This window comes from Hymenobacter lapidarius (assembly GCF_001816145.1).
In the GTDB taxonomy this organism is placed as follows: Bacteria; Bacteroidota; Bacteroidia; order Cytophagales; family Hymenobacteraceae; genus Hymenobacter; species Hymenobacter lapidarius.
Genome location: NZ_MDZB01000110.1, coordinates 1 through 25486, shown reverse-complemented (window position 1 = coordinate 25486; position 25486 = coordinate 1). Strand labels below are relative to the sequence as shown.

The window sequence follows — 25486 nt, the reverse complement described above, 5'->3', positions numbered from 1 at the left end:
ATGAGCAAGGGTGATGCTCCGGGTAGGATGCTCCACGCTTGTCGGTTTCCGTCAATGCCGGTAGTTTATGCCATTTAGTTCTTACTGCCCTCCCCCTGCTACCGCCCCGGTCCGCTGCCGTACACGGCGGCGAACTCCCGCTCCACCGTGCGGTCGGCGATGTTCACGTAGCGCTTGAAAGTCTCCCAACTCTTGTGGCCGGTGCACTTCATGACCGTCTCGGGCCGCAGGCCCGCTTCCAGGGCCAGCGTGACGAAGGTGCGGCGGGCCGTGTGGCAGGTCAGCAGTTCGTATTGGCGCAGGCGCTCGGTCCGCCGCTGCCCGCCGGCGTAGCGCACCCGCTCGAGCCACCTGTACAAGCCGCCTTGCGGCCGATGCGTTTGAGGTGGGCGTTGAGCTTTTGGTTACTAATGAATTCGAGCTCGCCGGCGAACAGGCGCTCGAGCAGGGCCTGGGCCCCGGGCCGTAGCGGCACGGTCACCGTCTCGCGGGTTTTCTGCGTGCGCAGGCGCAGCAGGTTGCCCTGCCAGTGCTCGGGGCGCAGGGCCACCAGGTCGGAGTATCGCAGGCCGGTGTAGCAGGCCAGCAGGAACAGGTCGCGGGCGTTGCACTGCCCGGGCTGGTCGACCAACGGCACGGCCTCCAGCCGCGCGACTTCTTCGGTGGTCAGGGTCATGATGCCCGGCTCACGTCGCTTCCAGTTCAGGTACTTCAGCTCCTGGGGCGGCACTAGGCCCTGCAACTGGGCGTCGCGCAGGAAGGCCTTGAGGCGGGTGAGCACCTTGGCTACAGAGTTGTCGGTGAGTTTGGGCGTGGCCAGCAGGTAGGCGGTGAAGCGCGCGGCGAAGGCCGGCGTTAAGGTGGCGAAGTCAACCCGCTCGCCGGTGGCTTGCCCATAGGCCCGCAGGTGCCGCAGGGTTGTGGCGTTGCTTTGGCGCGTGCGCGGACTAAGGCGGTCGGCCTGGACTCGGTCCCAAGCCTCGTAGGCGGCGAACAGGTTCGAGGCGACTGGCTCCGCGTCGGAGTCTTCGCCGGCCTCTGACGCGGCGAGCTCCAACTCAGCGGGGACCGGCTCGGGTTTGGTAGGGTTGGGCTCGTGCTGGGCCGCGGCGGGAACCGGCTCCAGCACCTGGCGGAGCTGCTCGGGTGTGGGCACTCGCCCGGCCGCCAAGGCCTCAATTAGATAGGTTTCCAGGCGGGTGCGCTGGGCCGCAAGGGCCGCGTTAAGCACCCCGCCCGGGGCGTTGCCGCGGGTCTGCACCAACTGGGCACTTTGTAGCCACCTCCGCGCCTCGACCCGAAACCCGGTGTAAACCTTAATCCGGCTCCCGGCTACGGACACCCGGGCAATGATGGGCGTGGGCGCTAACTGTCGCGGCTCTTTAAGGAAGAACGTAATACTTGCCATACAAATTTATTTGGTGATTAAACACTGATTATCACTAATTTATAACACAAAATAAATTATCGCGCGTTCCACGGACAAGTACCCCAATCCACTGGTTTAGTACTGTTTACATACACGGTCGGGTAGAGCAGCTCCTACGCCTAGACCTTTGGGCCCCACACTGCGGCCCAAGTCTGCCTTTTGCTTCGAGGTCTTTCGCTGAAGCCAAACAGAATTACCTGTTAATTCATTTTTATGCGACGGAGAATTCTGTCTCACACAACAATGACAACGGGAGCCGCTCCAAACTCTCCACTACGCCAGCGGCTAACCGGGTCGTCTATCGTGGTGTAGCTTGGCGCTTCGGACAAAGCGTCGCGTACTACCCAAAGCTCAAATTGGCTCCCTAGTCCCTGTTTCCAGAGCCCAGTAGCTACTGCCCATTGCCGGGCGCTGATTGCGAACTCGGCTTTGGTACTGCTCGCTGTTGCCTTGACTTCTATGTAGCGAATGATTTCCGATCCGCGACGCACCAACAAGTCGTGTCCTACACTGGTGTGGGTCTCAGTATTACCAAGTTCCAAGACGTAATGCTCCTGCTCGTCAGCGTGCCAGTAGCGCACAGCAGTTGGGGTACGCTCCACGCATTTCAACTCCACTCGAGAATCGTATTGTTGTTGCACTACTTGCCAAACAACGTCTTCACCACGTTGCCCAATCCCGTCCCGCAGGATTTTACTAGGGGCCGCAGGACTACCTGTGGTGCTAGATTCCGCGTTTGTGGTCCCGTCAGCTTTGTTTACATTAATCAAGCGGGTACCGATGTCACTCCCTTGAGTATGGGCAGCAGGAACGAATGGCCGCTCCACAAATGAGGATGCGTTGAGTGGCGGAGCTTCGTCGAGGCAGCGTTGGTCCTGCTCTCGCTGGGTCTTCTGCTTCGCACGTTGCTCCCGAAGGGCGGCTTCTACGTCGAGGCCCTCACTGATTGCCTGATTGTATGCCCGCCAACGCGTCAATTCCTCGGCGGACATCTTTTGTTCTAGCTGGGTGCGGGCATCTGACTTCCAGGCCAGCTGTTGCAAAAGAAAACGTGCCCCGTCATTCTCTTGCTCATAAGCACTTGGTAGTTGAGAAGGCTCTGTCTCCAGTAGGGTTCGCCATTCGGCTACCCCGTTCTCAGCGGGCACCCACAACCATTTTTCTGACTCCAACAGCTGCCGCAGTTGGCTGGGAAAGTATGCATGCTCCCATTTTTTGTAAAACCATTCGTGCTTACCAAGCAATGGTGAATCGCCTCTTCCCTGCATACCCCTGCATGCGCGGGTCACCAAGCGCCATGCCAGCCACGACAGCTCTGGGGTAAGTTTACCTGATTGCAACAACTCCGACAGCCCCTCCAGCTTATAGCTGGTGGTGGTGGTTGAATGATTAGTATGTTGCTGTTTGCGAAGCTGCAGCAAATATTTTTCCGGAAAGCGCGGGTCGAATTTGCGAATCCACGGCTCCTCGTGCTTGAAGCCACAGGCCTGTAGCAAGGCTCGCCACCCTTGTATTCCTTGAGCGTCGTACCATCCCTCATCCACGAATCGTACCCGGGGCATTAATTGGAAATAGGACTCCAGTTCAACACAAGGCAGATAGGCTTCCGTGTAACTGCAGAAGCGGCCACTGGCAGTCGCCGGCCCCCGAGGCCTGACAAATCGCAGCTGTGGATCACGCAAGAGCGCCAGCAGTTCCCGCTGCCTTTCGCCGCCCTGATTAAATACTTTCACCAGTAGCCGACAATGGCGCAGGTGCTGTTTGTAATTGGGGCCGCTTTCCTGGCGGTACAGGGGCAGTATGCGCAAGCGCGCTTCGTCGAACAAATCCGGCTTCTTAATACCGAGCTGGCTCAAAAAGTGCCGCGCGGGCTTAGAGTCGATTGCGGCGGGGTCGAGGCAGTTGGCCTCGAGGGGCAAGTCATCCTCGTCGCCCAGCGGCAGAAACACCTGCAGCCGGTCAGCGTCGTCGAAGGGGGATAGATACCGGTTGCCGGGCAAACGCATGATGGGCTGCGTGCGCAGAAAGCCGGCTGTGCGGCTATTGTTTATGCTTTTGGATTGCCACCACGTCGGCCGGTTTTTGGCAAGAAAACCATAAAACTGCTGCATCCACAACGCCTTCTGCCGGGCCAGAAACGCTGGTGTGCACAGCTTGATCGCATCCGCCGGGTCGATTTCGCGTATCTTCAGCTCCTGCTTCAAATAAGCGTATAAATCGCGGGTAGCCGCGGCTTCGGCCGTAATAGTGGTTGGCAGCCAGTGGGTATGGCCAGGCCACAGAGCGTTTAATTGTTCACGGGCCGATAGCAGCGTAACCAACTCTTTACTGCCTGCTAATAGCAGCCTCGCTGCGGGTTGGTGAAACTGCTGGTTTAGGATGGGCAGGAAGGCTTGTTCGGAAACCAACTCCTCGCGCATCACCGCAAACAGCTTGCGGTAAAGTGGTGGGCATTCGGTGATCTTCTCAGGGCTGACTACCGGCATCAAACACAGTGTTGGAACAGTAAGCAGCTTGTGCTTTTTCAAGTAGGGCAACACCAGACGCTGCAAGTCCCCTAGCTCCTCAACCAAGGCATCGTTAACGCGCGCGTCCATTTTTAAAAACTCGCGTGAGGGGGTGGTCACGAAAGGAGCATGCACGAGAAACTTGAGGTGGGTGGGGTAGCGGGTGGCAAAGAATACGAAGACAAAGCCGCTGCGGGCGGGCACTAGTTGCGTGGCGCCCTGTGCATCCGTACCCAATTGAAAGGCAAGTGCCACGTACTGGGGAGTTGGCAGCTGCTGAAAATCCAAATGCCGCACCGGTACTTGAAAGAGCAGGTATTGTTGGCTAGATCCTGCCCCAGTTCCTTCATCGCTAAGCGTTACCTGCGTGGCAAAATCCTGCCCCCCATGCCGCTTGGACTGACGATGCAGCTTCCGGGTGTGGACGTCCCAGCGGAATTCAAGTGTCCCAAGTTTGCGTAGGAATAGCAAGTTATGAGCATCAAGTGTCTGCAACTCGATTGCTAAAGCCTGGTAGGTATCTGCCTGCTCTTGTTCGCTGCCAGCAAAAGGCAACGTGATAATTGTTTGGGTGGCTGGGCTACTCGATTCACTGGCCAAGACGGGCACGATATAGTCTTCAATCTCGAAATCAAATTCCCCTGACTGTATTCGTGGTCGAGTCGTAATCTTGAAAACGGACTTGAAGCCAATCCCAAAGCGTCCTATTTTGTCTCGGTCCTTCTTCTTGGCGTTGCTCGTGTTGCTGATACCAGTTATTGCCTTAACATCCTGCACGTTAAACACCCGTCCATTATGACGTACCACCAACTCGGTAGGCAGCAACAGAATTTCCATGCTGGTGGCCCCGGCGTCCTCGGCATTTTGCAGCAGCTCGTACAGAAAATGTGCCTTCTCAGAATAAAGCTCTGAAAGCACAGTAGACAGGTCTGAGTCCTTATCGCGTAACGCCGTTCGCAAGGCCTTGCTTTTTGCTATTAAATCACTTAGCTCTAGGTCGACGGTGGATTGGTGGGGTAGAAAAGTGCCGGGCTGCATGAACTATGAAGGTGAGTAGCGTAGAAGGCAATGTGACGCACAGAACACTGGACTAGCAATCGTCACGGAGCTTCCCAAGCGCTGAGAAGACAGAGCTGGTAAGTCAAGGGATAGTTCTGGTGCTACCATCAAGACCAAATGCCTCTAAAGCTAATAGCTTGAGAGGCATTTGTAGGTGGAGTCCCGACTCTGTTCGGCGTCGGTAGGCTAACGCAGAAATGTTAAAAACCTGCGCGGCCATTAACAAAATCCATAATACTATGCAGGAGTTGCTCTTTAGTATATTTCAACCCCAAGGCCCGTTCACCACTCAATACCTCGTTCACGAATTCCTGTTGTATTTGCGCAGACGGCAACTCGCCAAAAACGTGCTTCCAGCCCTGCACGAATAAATTGATGTATGCATCAACCGATGGCCGCACTTTTTCAGCATGAAGTAAATCATGTATGAACTGTTTGCGTTTATCGTTGTGAAAAACATGAACAATCAACTCGTCACCAACAGTATTGACAAATTCATGGTACGCCCCTTCCTCGTTTAGTCCATAGAAGTCAAACCAGATTACAGATTCCACTCGCTCGTAGAACTGAATGACAAAGTCATTCATAAACAGCAAGTTTGGGCTTCGACTATTTGTAAGGCCAACCAAATTAGTTGTGTATTCCGCTTCTTCCCCAAGTGTTTCCAGATAAGTGATTACTAGTGGAAACTGACGTATTGCTTCGGGTGACGCTTCCGCATGGTTGAGGATGAGCAAACGGAGAGATTCAGCCGTTTCTTCTGAAAGCTTGACCTCCTCTCTGCAAACAGACGTTCTCCAAACTTGAATGAGAAAGAACAACCTAGCCAGCGTACCGTCAGCTAGGATTACGCTATCGGTTTGCGACAAGTTAGCCGCCCGAAACAACGGCAGTATATCACTAAATCCGCTTTCTATCGTGGTAAAAATATCCTCACAGATGCTGCAGAATACATTGTCAACAGAAAAAGGGATTCTTTTCGCTTCTTCTTGTTCTTGGTCGCTTGACTCCCTCCCCAGCGTATCCTCAATCTGTTCAACTGACGTATTGCGTTGAAAACTAAACTTGACAAACGGGGAATCGTTCGACAAGTCAAAGTAGAGTCCTTTCTCTCGCTCCTTGCTTCCGTCTTGGTTAAGACAGCTGCGGATGATACCATCCGTTAAGTAATGAGTATTCTTTTTATTGGCTTCGCGGAGTTTGCATAAAGCACAAATCATGATTCTTGGGTATGAGAAACACCTGGGGTGGTGTATCCAACAAACATACGCTTCAGCTCCCCGCAGACTGACCGGCTACAGCAACGATTGCGCTCTTTCCTAACTCACGGCGACTAATCATGTTCTTTATAAAAACGGTTCCCCAACGTGCTTGCACTTCTATGTCTATAGGAAGCAATAAATTTGAATACAGCATCTGACTTGAACCAGTTAAGTCTTGTGTAACAGCAAGTACCGCAGTAGCACCTTGGACAGGGTGATGCTAGCCGCTTCGTGCTTCAAGAAAGTGAGCGCGCTTGGCATGGGGTCAGTAAACAGCTCGGCCTGCAGGGGTTGGCCGAGGCGTTGCCGCAGCCGCTGCCGGGCGACAGTGGCGGGCACCAGCCGGCGCAGCAGGTCGGCCAGCGGGTCGGGTGCTTCTGGTTTTTCAGCGGGACGGAATTCTGGGCGCAGCACTATCGGCGGGGCGGGGGTGCGCTGCTCAGCGGAAGAATCGCGGCGTCCCCGGTTGACGCGCTCCAATTCCTTTTCCCACCGGGCTACAGGCGGCGAGCCGGGGTTGCGGAAATCGGGTGCGTGAACTGGACGTTCCGGAACATCAGCATAGGCCAGCAGTGCCAACTCCTGGGTCCGCACTTGGTCTAAGGCTTGCGTGGCGGTAGCATCTACTACCCATCGAGCTTTCGCTTCTTCGGTTGGCAGCGGCTTCAGTTGGTAGCGGTCAGTTACGTCGGCGGTGAGGTACAAGCTGAAGGCGTGTTTGAACTGGCGCAGCAAATCGGGGCCTAGCTCTCCTTCGCGGGGGCGCAATTCGGGCAACTCGCCGTGCCCGATAGTGATGACCAGCGGATGGTCGTAACGCATGGCCGAAGAGGCGCTGCGCCGGTCGCTGATGCGGGCTGCATTGAGGGCTTCGGCCGTCCAGTAGCTGGCTTGCCCCGTAGCCGTATCGTAGGCCCATACCAGGAGGGGCTTTCGGCCACCAAAATGCGTGGTGAGGCGCTCGCCGGTTAACTGGTCGCGGGTGAGCAGTAGGGCCGTCTGGTCGGCCAGGGTCATGCCCCGGGCACTGAGCTTCTGTGAGTCCCAAAGTAAGGGCAGGACGGCGCACTCCATCCCGGGCTGGTCGTCTTCTCCCTGTAGCTCCAGGTACTGGTCGTACAAGTTGGGGTCGTACCGATGGCATTGCTGGCGCAGGGCCAGCAGGTAAGCTTTGGCTTGGCGATAGAGGCCGGCACGGCGATTTAGGGTGAGCACCAGCGAGGCCTCGCGGTTGCCACCTCCCAGGGCAAAAACCGTGAAGTTGTGGCTGCCTACCCATAGCTCGGCTTGGCCGCCAGGCAGGTCGAAGACCAACAGCTTGGTATGCAGCAAATACCGGTTAAGACCCAGCTCTGACGAGCCAGCTACCTTACGCAGAAACAAATACAGCTCGGTTGCTCCAGCTTCGTGGAACGCCCGTAACCGTTCGACTCGTGTGCCACCGCGGGCGTTGCCGTGCATATCGACGCAGCAAAACGAGGGTGCTCGGCTTAGCAACTGCTGAAGCCGGGAGCTGAGATAGCCGGGCACGATGGTCCAGAAGGCAACACTGGCATAGAGGGCGGTAGCCGCGTCGAGGGTTTTGTTGAGGCGGGCGACGATGGAACGGTCCTGATGCGTGCCCCACTGTGGCGGCAGTAGCTCGGCGTGTAGATTTGGCATAGGTCTTTAATCAGCCGATGTGCACAGAGCACAAATTATGATTCTTGGAAACGAGAACCACCTGGGATGGTGCCCCCAACAAACTTACGCTTCAGCTCCTCGCAGACTGACCGGTTTCAGTAACGGCTGCGCTTTTTACTGACTCACGGCGACTAATCATGTTCTTTACAAACACTCAGAACTGGGGACCCATTGGACCATTCGGCTAGCCCCAAGTTGTCTTTTAATATTGATTGCACTCTCCTTTTTATATCAGGAAACCACTTCCTAACCGCAGATAGATTACCCTAGACTTTCCTAGAACATAATTTCCAGCCCTGCGGGACTGAGTGTAACGATGGCTAACTCGCGGCGCTTCCAGGCCAGGAAGCGCCGCTCCTGGGACGGCACTTGGCCCTGGGCCTGGGCGTCGCGCAGGAAGGCCTTGAGGCGGGTGAGTACCTTAGTCAGTGAGTTGTTCGTCAGGCGCGGTGTGGCCAGCAGGTAGGCAGTGAAGCGCGTAGCGAAGACGGGAGTGAGGTGTGCGAGACCGGGTAGCCGGTGGTCTGCCCGAAGGCGCGCAGGTGCCGCAGTGTGGTCGCGTTGCCTGCCGCGTGCGCGGACTCAAACGGTCGGCCCGGGCCTGGCCCCAAGCCTCGTAGGCGGCGAACAGGTTGGGGACGGCCGGCTCCGGGTCGGAGTCTTCGCTAGTGTCGGCCGCGGAGGACTCTAACTCATCAGTGACTGGCCCGGGTTTGGTAGAGTTGGTCTCTATTAGGTACTGCTGTTTGGGACTTTCAGTAAGAGGGCGTCATCACCCGAATTCATAAAACCTGTTTGCGCGCTCAATAGGCCTACCGACTAACGTATGAAAGTCTATATTGCGCCGTCGCTTTTCTTTGGGGAATACCGGATAGCACGACATCTCATCAGCTTATACCCGCTTCGCGCCAGATGCTAGAAACCCAAACCCGTCGGGAATTTCTTTTACTACTGAGCGGCGGCCTTGTGGGCGTCACCCTACTAGACGCCTTCGGGCAAGAGCGGGATCCGCCAGCGACACCTCTAGAAGGGGCCCCCCTCTTTAGCCTGCGAACCATCAATGGCAGCGACCTGCTTTTTTACGGTGTCAACGTGGAGCGCCGTCACCACCACCTGCGCCCCGTAGCAGCGGGCCAGTCATATTTAATTATGCAAATTCCCGGTCAGAGTTTGCACGAATACGCGCACTATGCACCCGGTGATACGTCGCCACCGGGCCAGCAGCGGGCGTGGAAGTCGGGGCCATCCTTTCTGGTTTTTGAGCTCTGGCCCCAACTGCAGAAAGGACGCTCCCTACGTAGGAAGTTGGATTGCACCCTTTCCGCGTTACTGGCTTGGGACGATATGACACGCTTCCGCCTTGTCGCGGCTAACGAGCCGGCGCTTGCCAAACTTTGGCCAAGCTACCGAAATAGTGACGCCGCCCGCTCGATAGAAGAAATAACGGGCACGAGCAGACCGCGCCATTACTCGTTTGCTTACTACAACTGGTTGTTAAAGGGGTTACTGCACGGCCAACACAGCCTAGCGGTTCACCCTCCTGTTTCGGTAATTGACGCGCCCGCTGGCTCCCTTTTAAGCTTCCTGCTGCGCCGTCCACCGCATATTTCCCCCACCCAAATTTTCCAAGGCCACTTCGTCACCAATGGACACGCGCTACCGGGCACGACCGCGCGGCAATGCTACCCATTCACCCGGGCGGGTGTCCCGGTCCACCGGAGCGTAACGGAAGGGTGGCAGGCGTACTATACCTACGGCGCCACCGCGACCCCCTGGGTTACGCAGCCCCCGCAAGCCTATAACGTGGGCGCACCGGCGGAACCGGCCGCCGCGCTTGCCGACGTTGACGAGGAGGGCAAAGGGGCACCGACCCTGCCGACTCCAGAAAAATTTCAGCTTGGCTTGCGCCTTCTCGGGTACCTCCAGCCGCCAATCGGAAACGAGCGACCTAAGAAGTGTGAAGACGAGCCCGTTACCGAACAGGCCTATCTACTCCCCAGCCCCGAGGACTTACAGCAGCTGCTGGTGCTCAATCAGCTGGCCAGCTCGCCGGGAGCGCAGCCACGCGACTGTCCGCCGAATAGCGGGGAAAAGCTAGCATCTGACTTTCTCGCCGAGCGCTTCGACATTAAGGTACCCTCGGCTTTCATCCTTGGTGGGCGGGGTGGCTCGTTCAAGTACCATTACAGTAACTACGATACGGCCACCCTACCCGCTAGCATATCGCTGGTTGAGTACGAGCACCACATCCAGGACGGGATCGATAACTTCATCAAAGTAGCCCACATCGGGGTGGTGGCGCCGGTAGACCTGAAAGCGGTGCATGTGCGACAGGCCCGGCGGATCATCCGAGGGGGCCGCTCCTTTATGGAGTACAAGGAATCTATCGAGTTCGTGGAATCCGATAAAGAATTTGCACTTGCCCCCCGCGCTGATACCAGTAATTCGCCGTTCGTGGAGTTTGAAGAAGCGAGCCCGGGCAAACCCGGCGTGCCGAAGCACTTCAAGCCGGCGCAGCTCTGCTTCCGGCGGGTGGCCGCCCCGAAGACGCCAATGCCCAATATTGACCCGATGGGTGCCTGCAGCGCCGAGGAGCGAAAATGCTTTTGGGTCCGGAAGGAAGGCAGCCAGCCGATCGGAAATCCAGCGCATCGGGATGCGTACGACAATCTCATCCAGGTACCATTTCGTTACTACGACGCCAATGGGCACCCTATTTCGGAAGACGTTTCGCATACAATACAGTTTTTGCGACGCGATTTTTTCGGAGCGGAGAATTGCGACGAGCCGTCCGGTGCTAACGCCAACATCAAAAGCCTGCTCAAGGATCCGACGTCATCCTTTTACTTAGGCAATAAGGACGACGGCCGATACCGCCTCCCACTCCACGGAAAGGTTATCGCCTTAACCGAAGATGCACCGCCCGCTCCCAATGAGGCTGGCCTAGTCTCGGCTGACGACGAGGCTCTGAATAAGCCAAACCGGCTGGCGACCGATTGGGTCGAGTACTACTACCACGTCGTCAAGCCTAGCCCTGACCCGAACGTCAACATTTTCGACACGGCGGAGCACATTATTTACCCCCAAATTCGGCAGATAAAAGCCTACATCGATCATGTACAGGGCTTCAGCGCACAGAAGTTGCCGTCGTTGCTTGAATATGAAGAGCAGTTTCTGGCCACCAAATTCGCCGGGCCGAACCGGGAGCTGCGGCTTATGCTGCGCCACACCGACGCGTTTCTCCAGCAGGAGCTTAGGCAGCTCAATGGCGTGGTCCTGCGGGCGACAGACGACGTACGTGGCCGTTACGCCGACCTGCACAAGGGCATAACAAATATCCGTGCCGTCTTCTCGCAGCCGGGCCGCCGGCTGGGCGGAATCGCGAACCCCGACCCCGTACTGGCGAGGGTAGCGGGTACGGCGCAAAACATTGGCCTGCCGGCCCAGAAAGTCCTGGGCAACGTCTCAGAGCTCCTCCAAAAGGCACGTCGGCCGATCGAGATTCTCAACGGCGACGCCGCCGAGCTTTTCGGCGGAATCAAGCTCGTCAGCATCTTGCGTGAATCGCTCGACCCAGAGGAGACGCCCCAATTTGCCCAGAACAAATTCAACGCTGACCTAGAGGCGCTCGCCGACACGGTCAATAGTCTAAAAAATCCGGTCATTAAACAGACTCTGGACGCCGTTAATAAAGCGCAGACTGTCATCAATGATCTCCAGGCCAAACTTGCCACAGCGCAGGCACTGCTGCCGACCTTGCAACAGGGTCTCCAACAGGCACGCGCTCGCCTCGCCGCGCAGCTGCCCGACCTCGACCGACTTAAGACCCTGGCGATGGTTCGGCTCGAAGAAGCGCGCGTGCGCTTCATCACCGAGATCAAAGCGAGTGCGCCCGTTGAGGAGGTCCAGCGCCAGCTGGCCGCCCTCCGCTTCGCGCTGGTGGGCGCTCTTGACCCCTACGTGAACGCCTACCTGAACGTGGCTCCTCAGGCCGACGCGGCGCGGGCTCAGCTCGTGAGACTTTCCAGCCCGTATTTCCTACCGACGAACTGGGCCCTTGCTGCGGACACGGCCTTTTCCACGCTCCTCGAAGAAATCATTAAGACGGTTGTCGAGGCCGTAACGCCCGCGGCGTTAGTCGGCTCGGAGGCGGCGCGCGAGCTGGCCCGGTTTACCAAACCCAAAGCGCGGGCGGATACCCAGGCGTACCTGGTAGCTGCGGGCCAGCAAGTTGTGGCCGAGCTGCAAAAAGTGCGCACCGATGTCGAGCGCGCCGCGCAGATGCGCGACTTGACGAAGGCGCTGCTCGGCAGCGTACCCGCCGAGCTGCCGGCGCAAACGCTAGCGTCCGTTACGTACCTCATCCAGCAGTACGACGCGTTACGCAAGACTTACCTGGAGAGTGTAACTGACTCTGCCAAATTGCTCCAGTGGGATCGTGCCCTCGGCCTGGTGCGCCTGAGCATCCAGCGCGAAGTGGCCTTTCACCGCCAGCACGCCGACCAGCTCCGCCGGCAGGCCGACGACTTGCTCCGCACCTCGCGCCTGTTGACCGACATTGGCCAGGATGCCGTCGACGAGTGGGTTAAAAACCGTACAGACTGTATTGACTCAAGTAAACTGTGCTACCAGCAGTTGCTCGACACTTATCATCTGTCACCGACTGCGGCCGAGGCGGCAATCGGCAACCTATTACGACTGCCGGAACTCGACGGCGAAGCATTCGAGACCATTAAGGCTGCCGCGTGGGATAAACTGAAGAAGACCCCCGCATACAAAGCCCTGCTGGAGCCGTACGAGCTGGCTCTAGACCAACTAGACAAAGGAAATAAGGAGCTGGCAAGGCTCCTCGAAGATTTCCAACTGCGGGCCGAAGCCTTCGCTAAGGGCTACTTGGCGCAGGTTGAGGCTGAGTTTCGCAAGCAGGTAGCGCGCCTGCCCGGCGCGGGTCAGATCCAGGAGGCGGTTGCCGCCTACGAGGAAGTGCGCCGCTTCCTCCAGACGCCGGTGCGCCAGGAGCTTAAGTACGACTGGCAAACCAAGGGCTTCACCGACGTAAACCTCGGCTTCATTCGCTTTATTCCGCAGCGAGAGCCCGCCACTGCGCTGCGTCTGCATTCGAGCACGACCGTACAGCTCGACGCCAGCCACCTGCCCGCCGTGCAGACGAGCATCCAGTTCAATACTGACACCCAGGTTACGGACTTCGCTATCGGTTTTCTGGGGGTGCTAAACGTCGATTTTGAGCGCGTAAGCTTCAAAGCGGGGTCGGGCCGTAGCCCCGACCTCGACGTGAGGATTCGAGGAGTGCGGTTCGAGGGTCCGCTGGCGTTCATCCAAGCTCTACAGGATTTGCTAGCTGGGTTAATCGACGCCTTTCTGTCGTTAATTCAGGAGCAGAAGGTCACAATTGCGTACCAGTCGCCCACGTTTGGCGTGTCCGCGCCGGGCTTTATGTTCACCGACATCTCGTTCGGCATAACGCTCGACCTCTACTTCAACCGCAAGCCGCTGCTGCTCAACTTTCGCCTTGCGCTACCCGAGCGCAAGGCAACCGTTGCGGCGGGTATCTTGGGAGGCAAGTTCTACTGCAGCCTTTCGGTTTCGCCCACGCAGGGTATCGTCGGCATCGAGATGGCGCTCGAAATGGGCGCCATTCTCGGGTTTTCCCTCGGGCCGGCACGCGGCGAGGTCCGCTTTATGGCGGGACTGTATTACCGTAAGCTCAACCGCGAGGTAACGATGGAGGGATACTTCATCGCCGAGGGGACGCTAAAGGTGTGGATTGTGTCGGTGTCGGCGCGGCTCTATATGGGCGTTCGCAGCCAGGGCAGCTACGTGGAGGGGAAGTGCTTGGTGAGCTACTCGTTTAGGGTCGGGATTGTAAAAAAGGGCTTTTCCAAAGTCTACAAGAAGCAACTCGCGGGGGCCTCTTCACGCCCGCGCGATTCCGGCAATCCCTCGAAGTTTCAGCAGCAACTGGCAGCGGCCACCGCCATTGATGGCCTGTCACGGGCCTCCTTGCGCGAGGCGCTGAAGCGTACCGCGGCGCTCCCAACTTGGGAAGACGAATTCCAGGTAATGGACCCTGCGGAGTACCAGCAGTTCTGTGATCTCTATTGTTAAACCCCGCAGGTTTCCGCACATTCTTATGCCAACTTCCGCGACCGACCATATTTTCGAGGCAATGGTGGTGCCCAACGGGTTCGTTGACGCCCGCACGCTCCGCCTCTCGCTCGTCTTCGAGCTAAATTCCAATCATCCCGTTTTCAAGGAAAGTGAGGACACCAAAACAACCGTTGGGTGGTGGAATCGTGTAATCGCATTCCACGCGCAGTTGGACAGCTTGCTGCGTCCCCCCGTAACCGGCGCGATTCCCACCATTGAATTGGTCGGCCTTGCGGGGCCTGTTCCCATACGACCAGTAGCATCTCCCTTTTCGGTAGATCCGGAATCGCGCGAGCTGTTTCAATACTTCTTCCCTAGCGAGGTTAAGGGAAGCAACCGATTAGTGCGCGAGGCGAACGCTGCGCAAGCCGTGGTTGGGTTGCCCGACAGCGCCCTGATTGTGGGAAATCGCTTCGAGAAGACGGTTGGTCCGCCTACGGTACCTGCATCACCTTTACGGACGGGATCCCCCACGGTGGCGAGCGTGTTGCAGCGATTTTGCGAAATCCAGACCAGTGGCCTCGCCCAACTTCCGGCCGACTTGCTCAATCAGATTACTGCCGTCGCCGAGCAGTCAGAGGAGCGGAACCGCGTCCGGAATGACAAGGCCCGCAAGAAAGCTCGAGAAATAGCTCCCAACGCATATCCGCCCGAGAGCAACGCCTTCACCGAGGCGCTGGCGAGCGTTCGCCAGTACCGGGCAGCATTGGCGGTGGTGTTCACTGGGAAGCCCTCGTACGTGCAGGCCGGGCTGGACCTATTAGGCGCTTCGCCGCACTTACGGCGGAGTTTAGGCTCCGTCGTGGACGTACTCGTCGATGTTGCCGACGCCCATGCCCTGCTGGGGAAGCAGGTCGTCGTACGGCTCCAAATCCCGCCAACTCTGGAAGGCGACACAACCCCGCCGGAGAGCCCGTACTTTGTGCCGCGCGATACGGGCCTCCGCTTCGAGGCGGATTTCGATGGCTCGGGCGTGCCACGTACGTGGGTAGCACCCCACGAAAAGTCGAATTCGGAGGAGGGAGTGCTGCGACTGCTCAACAACTGCCGCATTCTGCACACGGAACCCGAAGCGGTGGTGCGGGCTGCGAGCGACGCGCTCGCGACGGCCGCCGCTGATGCCCGGTTGATCGCGGCTAGCTTGAAGGCGATATCCGCAGGCCCTGACTACCGGGCCGCCGAAGCTGCGTTCGCCGCCTTATCCCGCCAGCCGACAGCGAAACGCGCGCTGTTCAGCCCTGCTACGCTAGCGCATGAGGCCGCGACCAATCAATTCCGCGCCGGGATTCGCCGGGGCGTCAGCCACACCACCAATCAGCAGACTAAGGGTCACGTTCTCTATTTGCTATCCCCTCCGCAACCTACCGAGGGGCCGGAGGTCGACGCAGCGTTGCTGGAGCCTGACCTAACGACGGGGTACGCCGTGTACGTCCGCAAAGTCCAGTTGCCGCCGAAGGACGCGCCAGGGTCCCCCAGCGTACCGCTTACGCACTGGTACCCGCTGACTGAAATCCGCGAAACTCTGCACACCCCCAAGCAGCCCGTCCGCTATGACGAAGTCGGACACGCCGGCATTAGCTTCGGCCAAGGAGTGGCCATTCCCGACCCGCAACGCACTAATCCGGCGCAACTCACGACGCTCGCCGACCAATTCCTGTTTACTTACGACGGCACCAACCTCGCCATTCGCCATCCGATGCGTCATTTCGACGCGCCAATGCCTCCCCCTGGCGATCCGCGCGTCGTTAGGGAGGATCAGCAGCAAGCTTCCGCCTACCACCAGCAGCTCGCCGTGGATATGGACCTGGCCCAGGTGTCAGCGCTCGACGAGGAGACTGATACAACACCCGGCGAATTGACGGCGATCTACGAAAATACCGCCGCGGCCTTCGGCATCGATTACTTTCCCTTTACGCGCGCAACAACGACACCGAAATATCTAGTCAGGCGGATAGGGCACAAGCCGGTTCGCGCGGGTGAAGTAAACGACGCCGAAGAAGTTAAGCTGCGCTTTACCGGGTCGCACCAGGGATACGAGTACCTCGCGCTCGTGCAGTACGGCAACGGATACGTACCGGCGGCGGCGCGCGTGCGCGCCGCGCCGAAAGACAACGCCCTGCAGCGGTTCGCCTCTCCAGTGACGCCATTTTACCGCCAGGAACATCTCGGCGAGCTGATCGTCAGTCTGGCAGCAACAATCTACACCCCCACCGGCAACCAGTTGCTCCCCCACCGCCTCGGCGAAAGCCACCAACAACTCGTGGTACGAAGCAGTGAACTGGGTGCGCGGCTCAACAATGCCCACTGCGAGCGCTATCTACTACCACCGCGGCTCCCGCAATACCAAACCTTACTCTGGAGCGCCCCGAAATGGCGCCAGATGCTTGGATCCGAGCAACACCGCTGGTTCCTAAAGTACCAGTGCGAAGTAGGGTCAGAGGAACAGTTTGCTGATAATCAGAAAATTTGTAAAGAGCGCAGCAAATCCAGAAGCGACGATCTTCCCGTGCTCGGATGCAAGGCCGGCTGTAAGCGGTATTGCGGGGGCATCAAGCAGCCGACGGTGTATTCGGGCCACCTAAACTACCTGCCCGATCCGCTCGCCAACGGCTTCCAAATCAAATTTTATCTCGATGAAGAAGGCCTGTTGACCGCCAGTGAACTGGAATACCCATTGCAATTGTGCGCCTTCGACTTGGCGGATTACCCGGCGGTGCGGCCGTGGCGCTTGGTGCTCACCAAAGACCAGCGCCCCGACGAGATCGACTGCAAAATCGTGAGCGACTCCCGCCAGCGAGTGCTTACCGTGCGGGTACGCCCGGGGAGCCAGCTCTTTGCGCAGGCAACCGCCACGTATGAGCCGTCGGAATCGCCCTTCGACCCCGACCTGTTCCAGCCGGCCCGCCTGACAACCCAGGAGCACAAAGTGGCGCTAGTTGAGGCGCTCGGTGGTGAGTTACGCCCGCTCCAGCGGGAGGGCCAATCGTACTTCGCCGATCCCCACCAAGCCCTCTCTACTCCGTTAGCCTTTACGCACGCCTGCCAAAAGCCGATCGTGCAACCGCAGGTGCAGCACGTAGCCCTGCGCCGTTACGACCCTATTATTACCACCCCGCCCACTGCTCGCGCCGCGGCGCTGCTACCGCTCGCACCAGATCCCGCACCCGCCCGCCTTCCGGGGGCTTTTACTGCGCTCGTAAATCTGCACTACGAGCACCTAAATATCCAGCAAGGGAGGCATTTACCCGAGGTGGCTCCCACCGGCGAGTTGGAATTGTTTGCCCTCTGGAACGACTACAGCGGCGGCGGCGCGCTTCCGACGCGCAGTATCGAGCGAAAACGCCAATCCGTTTCCACGAAAACGCCCACGGGGGGCTTTCTGCGCATCGGCACGATTGATTTTGCGGGTGGTGTTACCACGCCGGAGCTGGTAACCAACGCGGAGTCCGGTGACTACCAGCGTCTCTGCTGGCAGTTGCTCAAATTTGCCTCGGATCCGGCCATCGACATTCCACACCACACCGATATGGTGCTACGGGTGCGCAACGCGAGCAAATTCCGGAGATATTTCAGCGCCGGCGAGCCGACCGAGGATGAAAAAAACACCTTTGGGACATGGTCGGCGGAGTACCGGCTCTCCGAGCACGGTCAGTGGGGCCACGCCACCGGCTTGCAAATTTATGAAGCCAGTTTTTTGGCTAATAATGCAAAGCCGGCCCAGCCCCGCATCAACAAAATCCTCCCCGTCTACATTGAAGATACCGACTCTCGAGGCCTGCAACGCGATACAAACGGCTGGCGCGCGCGCATCGTCATAGAAAAACCAGACAAAGTAACTGGGCACGGCGCTAGGATCGCTATTCCGGTACGGGCTACTGAAAGTGCATACGCTAAGTACCTGGGAAACTGGACGGCGCAGGCAGGCAGCGATTCCGTAACCGACGCATTCTTAGATCCCCGGGCCCGTATCCGTTTACCCACCGATTCCGCGAACGATAGTCAGCTCCCAGCTTACTCATTTTGTATTGATGCCCAGGACCTCGAACCAGAGTATTTGAACACCTTCGCGCCCTATTTCGATGTTGCCGAGGAGGGCCCCGAGGTCGGCCGGGTTGGCGTTATTTCGTATCTACCGCAGTTTGATTCAGCCCAGGCGCTCTGGTACATTGACGTGCAGTTTAACCTCCGCAACCGAGCCGGTTCCGAGCTGCATAATGCGCTTGTGCGGCTCAGTTTGATGGCGCACCAACCGCTCTCTGCCAACTACAATGAACAGTTCCAGCCGACACCACTTCACTTTATTGACTCGGCCGACCGCTTCGCACACGACTTACGTTTCTCGGTACCGACCCAGGTTGATTTCTTCTCGATCCTTCCGTCGCGCACCTTCCGCAATCCATACGTGCTCTTCCGAAACACGCACGATAAGTGGTTCTCGGTAGCTTGTTCACTATCTAGTCTTTTCGTACGCGAACGCGAAGGCGAGCCGACACGCCAACTCGCCACCCAATTTCTCCTCGCCGTCAAGCAGAATACGTATGGCGATGTGTGGGAACTGTTGCCTTCGCGATTAACGCGCTGGCAGCTCCTGCTTGATGGACGCGCGATAGACCCACCGGCCTCCCTGGAACCCCAGGCAGTCTACTACCACCATCTGCTCCCCGCGGACCTAATCCAGCTTGATACGACTCTGCGCCCGGATACTATCGTCGAGGCCCAGATTTCTTTGGAAACTCCGAGTTGCCTTGGCGGTCTCTTTTACCGGCCCGATCTACAGGTCGTAGTTTACGAAGTAGATTGGCACAATGAGGATCCCGTTGGACTCAAAGCGCTCGAAGATCTGATGTTCGAAACGGATGCGAATGGTCAACGCATGTATCCGGGGCTTCCCCTCATCCCCAGTCAGATCCCGAACCTGCAGGAGCGGAGTAGCACGGTCTTCAAATCATAGAAATGTGGCTGTTCTGGCGGTATGGCCGGCGACGACAACGGGGTACGCGGAATGGCCGCGCATAGGTGAAAGTTAACCACAACTACATATATTTACGTGCTGCGCTTCTTTAAGGGCCAGCGGAAAACGGGCTACCGCCCGCGAACGCTATTACCAACTCATTGTACGATTAATGCCTATCAGAGTCAGTACGAAAACCGTCATTCCTATCGGTAATGGGATCCTGAGGGTCGCGGCGCTGAACGTGCCGATGATTATGCAGGAGCAGTCAAACTGGTGTTGGGCTGCCTGCGCCGATATGCTCCTGTATTACTATGGCAACCCCGGCGTCACCCAGTGCCAGCTTGCCAATTGGGCATTCGGTCAAACCGCCTGCTGTCAAATCCCGAGCTCGACCATCTGTAACCAGCCCCTACCAGACGCTCGCATTTCCCAGCTGCTTACTGCCTACGGGCTGCGGTCGTCTTACAGTACCAGGGCCGAGGGGTTCGGTACGCTGGTGTTAGAAATCGGTGCCGGTCGGCCGGTGGAGGTAGGTCTAGCCTGGCGAAGCGGGGGAGGACACGTGGTACTCGTGGTTGATGCGATCGGCCTCAGTGGCCGACAGGTGGTGCGGGTCAATGACCCAGCTGTAGGCTCGGGAGGCATGAACTACAGCGATTTACAAACTGCCTACGGTCAGGGGGTATGGGATGCCACCTGGGTAGGGATTCAGCGCTAATTAACTTGAAACCATGGCTACGCTATCTACACTCAACGAGTTAACTACCAGGCTCATTGCTCAGCAAATCGCGGAATTCATCGAGTTGGGAGTAGTTGAGTTTGGTGAGGCCGAAGAATTGGAAATTGCCGAGGGACTACCGGTCTGGATGCTGACAGCTGCCGATGTGTTTGCGCCCAATGCGCTCACTCCAGTTAATCCGCTGGGCCAGTGGCACCACCAGATCCACCAGGGCGGGAGCCCAATCGGGTTTGCGAGAAGCCGCATTTACGGACCTAAAGCGGCCGACTGGCAAGTATTCGCCGTCTTCCGGTCGCCGCTCGCCGAGGCGATTGATCGGGCGATTACCACGGTGGATCGGTTAGACAGTACCGGAGAGGCTAGGCTTTTGCTGGTTCCAGCTTGGCACGTAACCGCATTGTGGATCGCGGATGAGGAGGCTGAGCAGCATACGTTCCTAATCACGCAGGATCTTCCGATAAACCAACCAGCGCTTAACAAGCAAGTAATCAATCAGCCATTACGCACAGGCGATTTTCTGGAAATCTTACGCCAGCTCCCGCCGGTTGATGGTAATAAGCGATCTTAATGGTCTCCCCAGAGTGTTAGCTAGTTTATTAACTACACGTCACTGAGCTTTAAGACAACGATGAAAAACATCTTCGCAATACTCGTGATGTGTTTTTCACTGCCATTTATTGGCTGTGATGATAAAAAAAACAGTGACAATAATGGTGAAGGTGATCGTGGAGTGCTAACCACGAATGATTTGAATTCACAGGAAAAAACCACCTTTTTGCACGTCCGGCATAGCCCTCTGCACCCCCAAGACAAGAAGCCTATCAATTTTTCTGTGAAGGCAAAAAATAAAGACGGTATTCGAAAAATAAATTTGGAAATTTTCGAGCACGCGCTAACCGAAGACGCCAAAAAAGGGCGCGTAATTACGCGGAGGCAAAACGGTCGTTGGGGGCAGGTTAGCACGCGGAATTACGCAGACGTAAAGGAAGTCAGCGACAGCTTCTTGTTTGAGGAAGGCTTCCCCCAAGGCACTTACCTAATATACAGGTTTACAATTGAAAGCGCAAAAGGTGTCAAGGTGTCTCGCGACGTAAGAATGCAGGCGGGCACATCCCCTTTCGGAAATAAAGAGGTCCTAATCTACTCAGCTTCGGCCGATATTCCATCGAGAACATTTAACCTTTGCTTTATTCCGAGCAAGCAACATTACGCCAGCAAGACAGCAGCGTTTTTAAAAGATTTAGAAACCACTCTTTATGAGGGCATTCTATCAAGCAATATGGTAGTTAATAGGAGCGATGAATGGGCTTTTTACTATACGCCTGAAACCGCAGACGTTGGATTAACGACAGAAAATAAGGTTATACTTCCAAAGTACCTCCCAAGCGTTCTTAAAGGATCTCCTCTCGATATTTACGCCTACATTCACAACTACGCTCAATGCCGTGATAAGAAAGTGGGCAAAAGATTTTCAACGGAGTTTGATTCAAGGGGCACTATTATGCACGAGATAGGTCACGCTGCATTCTCACTTAGTGACGAGTACAATAATAGCACAAGTGCCGACAAATCTTGCAATGTATACACGGATGCGGCGCTATGCAAAACGAAAAATAACGGGAAAGACTGTCGCGTCTTCAACAAGTGGGTGAAAGTTAAAGGTGGGCCAGATATAAAACTCAAGAGATTCTCGTTTGACACCTTAACACCAAACTGCGTGATGCGGAAAGACGGAGACGAAGTGTCACAGCCCTATCAGAAAAAATGCATGTCCTGCATAGAAGCCAAGTATACCAAGCTAAATAATCGGTCAGGAAAGTCCGTCATTGTTAATCCCGGTGCTAACCCGACTTTTCAACTTGAGGAGGTGGTGTTAATAAAACTCGTAATTGACCAATCCGGATGGAAAGCAGTTGAATTGGAAGGAGCTTTCAGCACCCCAACCTTGGATTTGCAAGAGGAAGGAGACCTTAAAGTTTCTTTACTGGGCCCTGACAAGAAATCTTTTCATACGCTCAATGTAGATGACCCTAGAATTTCTTATATCGACGAAGGGCCAGAAGATAATGAGCTAGAAATTGAAGACGAGGGCGAACTTATAATTCGCTTACCTTACGGGCAGGATGTCAAGTTCTTGACAATACAAGAAATTACCATCGATGGAAAACAAAAATTAACCCAGATTGATATAACAAATCAAATCAGCAAACTGAAGTCTTCATTCGCCACGCCTCCCACCAAATGAGTATCAGCTCTGCGCTCGTCGCCCCGGCGGTGTACACCCACACCGTAGAAACTGTTGGTATTATCGGACAGGCGCCGTTTCGTAGTACAGTAACCACTTTCACCGTTTTCACCAGAACGGCCATTATATAAACAATGTCCGTTTTTATGCGGGCTATATTAGCCGTGATCCGGGTAACTGCCCTAGCGGAGTCCTGTTAGTTCAAGGCGTATTCGGCATGAGCGTTTCTGCGACCGAGGTTGTTGTAGAGGTAAAAATTGGTGCAATAGCTGCCGGGGACCCGTGAGGGGACCCAGTAATTTATTCGAGCAGTCTTGGACCGTTGCTGATAGCTACCGAACTTTATTCCTGATATCAAGAAGGCCATTCGGTAACCGCTGCTAGATCATGCTAGAGACCTTTAGCATATGGTTTCTGGCCCCCTACGGACTACTCAAAAGGCCTTCTGCATAATGCAGAAGGCCTTTTTCCATTCTTGGGGTACATCATAGGGTACAAGCCGAGATTTAGCAGTTGGGGTAGTTCCGACGGAAACAAGTTCCAACCAAGTGCTAATCGGCCGAGGCAAGCACCTAAGTGCTCAGCTCGCAATCAATGGCTTGGTCAACTTTTCCGACTGCGAAGTTGCGGTATCTTTTTTTTCCTTAAGTTTTAACTTAAGACCGAGCCCACGCATCTCCTGCTCGATGATTTTGCGAGCCCTTGGCGCATCTACCTCCCGAAGAAACACCGCATCGTGCAGGGTAACGACGTACTCGATGCCCGCGGCCAGCAGGGCCTTGACGAAAACAGTGAAGATGAGCCCGGATTCGATTCGCTGCACCAGCAGGCAGTTGGTGGAGTGGGCCTTTACCGCACCCAAGGCAGCCCAGTCCAGTTGCTTCAACTGGGCGAAGAGGTGGATGAGGGAGGGAAACAGCGTCTCGAGCAACTGATACGACCGCACCTTGTGCAAGGCGTCTTCTACTTCGCTTACCCTCTCGTCTGAGGCTCCATACAGCAACGCGTTGTCGCGCTTCTGCTCCCACACTACCTCGTGCTGGCTGTCCATGAAATCGTAATCGGAAAAGGCGCCCACGTAGAAAATATTCTTCGCATCGTCCCGGGTTAATAGCTTGAGCAGTTTGGCTCCGTACGCACGATTGTATTCTTGCTGGAGGTATTCATAAATGGTGCCGTCGAAGCACAATCGCTGGAAGAGTTTGTAATCCTCCTTTTCCTTCACTGCCTGAAAAAACGGTATCGCTGCGGCGCATTCGGGGGCGAAGCGCTTGATGTGCGCCGGGGTGATGGCCGCGAACAGCCCCGGCTGAGAATTAACCAAATCGATTTCCACCAGCTGGCAGTCAAACCGGTCCAGAAAGCGCATTTAGGGCCGTAGCACCCTGGGCGCGTTCACCACCTCGGAATGGAGCCGGCGGCCAAAGCCATCGACTGTGACGGTGCGGAACGTGTTCTGGTTAAACATTTCCAGGTATACCTCGGGTGACCGTTTGATGCGCCCCTCCGCGGCTAGGCCCGCCAATACCTGCCGGCACTCCGGGGTGTCCACGAGCACGATTCTCTGCATCATCCGGCCCACATGGGCGCGGTTCGGCTCGTTAAGGGTCAGTCCTTTGGGGGCACTGAGGGCCGCGAACTTGTTCTGGATGGCCTTGCCGACTACCTCCTGCTTGACGACGTAACTCTTCTCTTCGCCCAGCAGCGCTACTGGAATCCGGAACCGCTTCGCGATGGGGTCCTGGTATACGGGCGACCGGTAATAGCCGCCTGGGCAATGCTCCCCGTCCTCGTTGGCGTCCAGCCGCTCCAGGTACCCCGCCCGGAGGAGCAACTCTATCGTTTGAACGTAGGAGTTGCCCAATAACGAACGGAGCACCTGGCAAGGCACTTGTACGAAGCTGGGCTGGAACTCCACCTCTTTGTGAGAGTTGCAGCTTTGCTTTAGGATGTAGTGGTAGAGGTAGCACACCCCCTTCGTCAGGGCCGACGCTCCGGGGCGTCCGGTGAGCGTCACGTTGAGGGAGTTGATGTTGAGGTTGGCGGGCAGGAAGAGGTTGATGGTCTTTTTCTGGTTTCGGGTGCTGGTGGAGCGGGGCATTGGGTAAGTGGGTTGGGTGGGTGGCCTGCCTCTCGGCGACCGGGTGAGAATCCCTTCCACTGGTAATACGAAAGCCACCAATCCTTTTAACCGGCGTCCCGACCTGAAGCGTTGCTGCCATATCGGCAGCCTGCTAAATGCCTACCCTTGTCTTCACAGAAAAAACAGTCTTTCTGATTCAGGAAGGGGGAAAAGTGCAGATTTAGGGAACAATAGCATACAAGTACCCTTCATCCCTTTCCTGGTTCCTTCGCCTGGTTGCCCCCCTTGGTTTTCTTGTGGTTCCTTCCCTGACCCTTGACCCTCCCTGCGTCCATTTCTTGGGTTCCTGGCTGTATGTGTGGTTTCCTGATGCCTGGTTTATTTGTCCTTGGTTAAATTCCCGGCAGGCGGGGCACTACTTTCGCAGTTCTACCGCCGCCCCACCTTTCCATGCTTACCCCCGAACAGCACGCCCGCCAGCTCATTGATGCCCAACTCGCCGCCGCCGGGTGGCTGGTGCAGGACTACAAGCAGCTGAACCTGGGCGCCGGCCCCGGCGTGGCGGTGCGCGAATACCCCACGGCCTCGGGCCCGGCCGACTATGCGCTGCTGATTGACCGCAAGCTGGTGGGCATCGTGGAGGCCAAAAAGGAAGGCACCTCGCTCACCGCGGTGGCCGAGCAGACGGCGCGCTACCAGGCCAGCGCCACCAAGCACGCCCAGCGGGTTGCCGACCAGCTGCCCTTCGGCTACGAGGCCAACGGGCAGGAAATCCGCTTTGCCGATGCGCGCGACCCGGAGCCGCGCTCGCGGCCGGTGTTCGGCTTTCACCGGCCCGAGACGCTGCGTGACTGGACGCGGCAGCTGCACACGCTGCGGGCGCGGCTGCGGACGCTGCCGACCGTGACGACGGCCGGGCTGCGCGACTGTCAGATTGAGGCCCTGCGCAACCTGGACGTGAGCCTGCGGGACGACCGGCCGCGGGCCCTGATTCAGATGGCCACGGGCTCGGGCAAGACGTTTACGGCGGTGTCGTTCATCTACCGGCTCATCAAGTTTGCGGGGGCCAAGCGGGTGCTGTTTCTGGTGGACCGGGGCAACCTAGGGCGGCAGACCTTGCAGGAGTTCCAGCAGTACACGGCGCCGGACGATGGGCGCAAGTTCACGGAGCTCTACAACGTGCAGCACCTGACGAGCAACCAGCTGGACACGGTGAGCAAGGTGACCATTACCACCATTCAGCGGTTGTACTCGATGTTGCGGGGCGAGGCGGAATACGACGCGGGCAACGAGGAGCGCTCGGGCTTTGAGCTGAATGGCGACGCGCCGCAGCGGCCCCGCGAGGTGGCCTACAACC

At 57.0% G+C, this 25486-nt stretch carries 13 protein-coding genes; 6 read left to right on the top strand and 7 right to left on the bottom strand.

Annotated elements, in window-relative coordinates:
* Positions 1 to 98 precede the first annotated feature (98 nt).
* From BEN47_RS12015 to BEN47_RS11995, 5 genes are all read right to left on the bottom strand, one after another.
* The gene (locus BEN47_RS12015) at positions 99 to 359 is read right to left on the bottom strand and encodes a site-specific integrase (RefSeq protein ID WP_083322369.1); all 261 of its coding nucleotides are present in this window, start codon (positions 357 to 359) and stop codon (positions 99 to 101) included.
* The gene (locus BEN47_RS12010) at positions 281 to 1408 is read right to left on the bottom strand and encodes a tyrosine-type recombinase/integrase (RefSeq protein WP_083322368.1); all 1128 of its coding nucleotides are present in this window, start codon (positions 1406 to 1408) and stop codon (positions 281 to 283) included. The genes BEN47_RS12015 and BEN47_RS12010 overlap by 79 nt, the downstream gene beginning before the upstream one ends.
* A gap of 254 nt (positions 1409 to 1662) precedes the next feature.
* Entirely contained in the window at positions 1663 to 4974 is a 3312-nt protein-coding gene (locus BEN47_RS12005; protein WP_070728656.1) for a sacsin N-terminal ATP-binding-like domain-containing protein, read from the bottom strand.
* 221 nt (positions 4975 to 5195) lie between these two features.
* Positions 5196 to 6215 (bottom strand): hypothetical protein, encoded by a 1020-nt coding sequence (locus BEN47_RS12000; RefSeq protein ID WP_070728655.1) that lies wholly within the window; start codon positions 6213 to 6215, stop codon positions 5196 to 5198.
* Positions 6216 to 6425: 210 nt separating this feature from the next.
* Positions 6426 to 7919 carry a phospholipase D-like domain-containing protein gene (locus BEN47_RS11995; RefSeq protein WP_125921643.1) on the bottom strand — a complete coding sequence of 498 codons (1494 nt, stop codon included), beginning with the start codon at positions 7917 to 7919 and terminating at the stop codon, positions 6426 to 6428.
* 933 nt (positions 7920 to 8852) lie between these two features.
* Here BEN47_RS11995 and BEN47_RS11990 point away from each other — a divergent pair.
* The 5 genes from BEN47_RS11990 to BEN47_RS11970 all read left to right on the top strand — a co-directional run bounded on the left by BEN47_RS11990 (position 8853) and on the right by BEN47_RS11970 (position 22046).
* Positions 8853 to 14066: a hypothetical protein gene (locus BEN47_RS11990; RefSeq protein WP_070728653.1), complete on the top strand. Its 5214-nt coding sequence runs from the start codon at positions 8853 to 8855 to the stop codon at positions 14064 to 14066.
* Between the two features lie 25 nt (positions 14067 to 14091).
* Complete coding sequence (locus BEN47_RS11985) at positions 14092 to 19059, top strand: hypothetical protein (RefSeq protein WP_070728652.1); 4968 nt, start codon at positions 14092 to 14094, stop codon at positions 19057 to 19059.
* Positions 19060 to 19231: 172 nt separating this feature from the next.
* Entirely contained in the window at positions 19232 to 19780 is a 549-nt protein-coding gene (locus tag BEN47_RS22870) for a C39 family peptidase (protein WP_070728651.1), read from the top strand.
* A 13-nt stretch (positions 19781 to 19793) separates the two neighbouring features.
* Positions 19794 to 20369 carry a hypothetical protein gene (locus BEN47_RS11975; RefSeq protein WP_070728650.1) on the top strand — a complete coding sequence of 192 codons (576 nt, stop codon included), beginning with the start codon at positions 19794 to 19796 and terminating at the stop codon, positions 20367 to 20369.
* Between the two features lie 60 nt (positions 20370 to 20429).
* Positions 20430 to 22046 (top strand): hypothetical protein, encoded by a 1617-nt coding sequence (locus BEN47_RS11970; RefSeq protein WP_070728649.1) that lies wholly within the window; start codon positions 20430 to 20432, stop codon positions 22044 to 22046.
* A gap of 580 nt (positions 22047 to 22626) precedes the next feature.
* Here BEN47_RS11970 and BEN47_RS11965 read toward each other — a convergent pair.
* The gene (locus BEN47_RS11965; RefSeq protein WP_070728648.1) at positions 22627 to 23415 is read right to left on the bottom strand and encodes a hypothetical protein; all 789 of its coding nucleotides are present in this window, start codon (positions 23413 to 23415) and stop codon (positions 22627 to 22629) included.
* A complete protein-coding gene (locus BEN47_RS11960; RefSeq protein ID WP_070728647.1) occupies positions 23416 to 24147 on the bottom strand; it encodes a hypothetical protein in 732 nt (243 codons plus the stop codon).
* Positions 24148 to 24579: 432 nt separating this feature from the next.
* Here BEN47_RS11960 and BEN47_RS11955 point away from each other — a divergent pair.
* On the top strand, positions 24580 to 25486 hold a 907-nt coding region (locus BEN47_RS11955), incomplete at its 3' end, for a DEAD/DEAH box helicase family protein (RefSeq protein ID WP_125921642.1).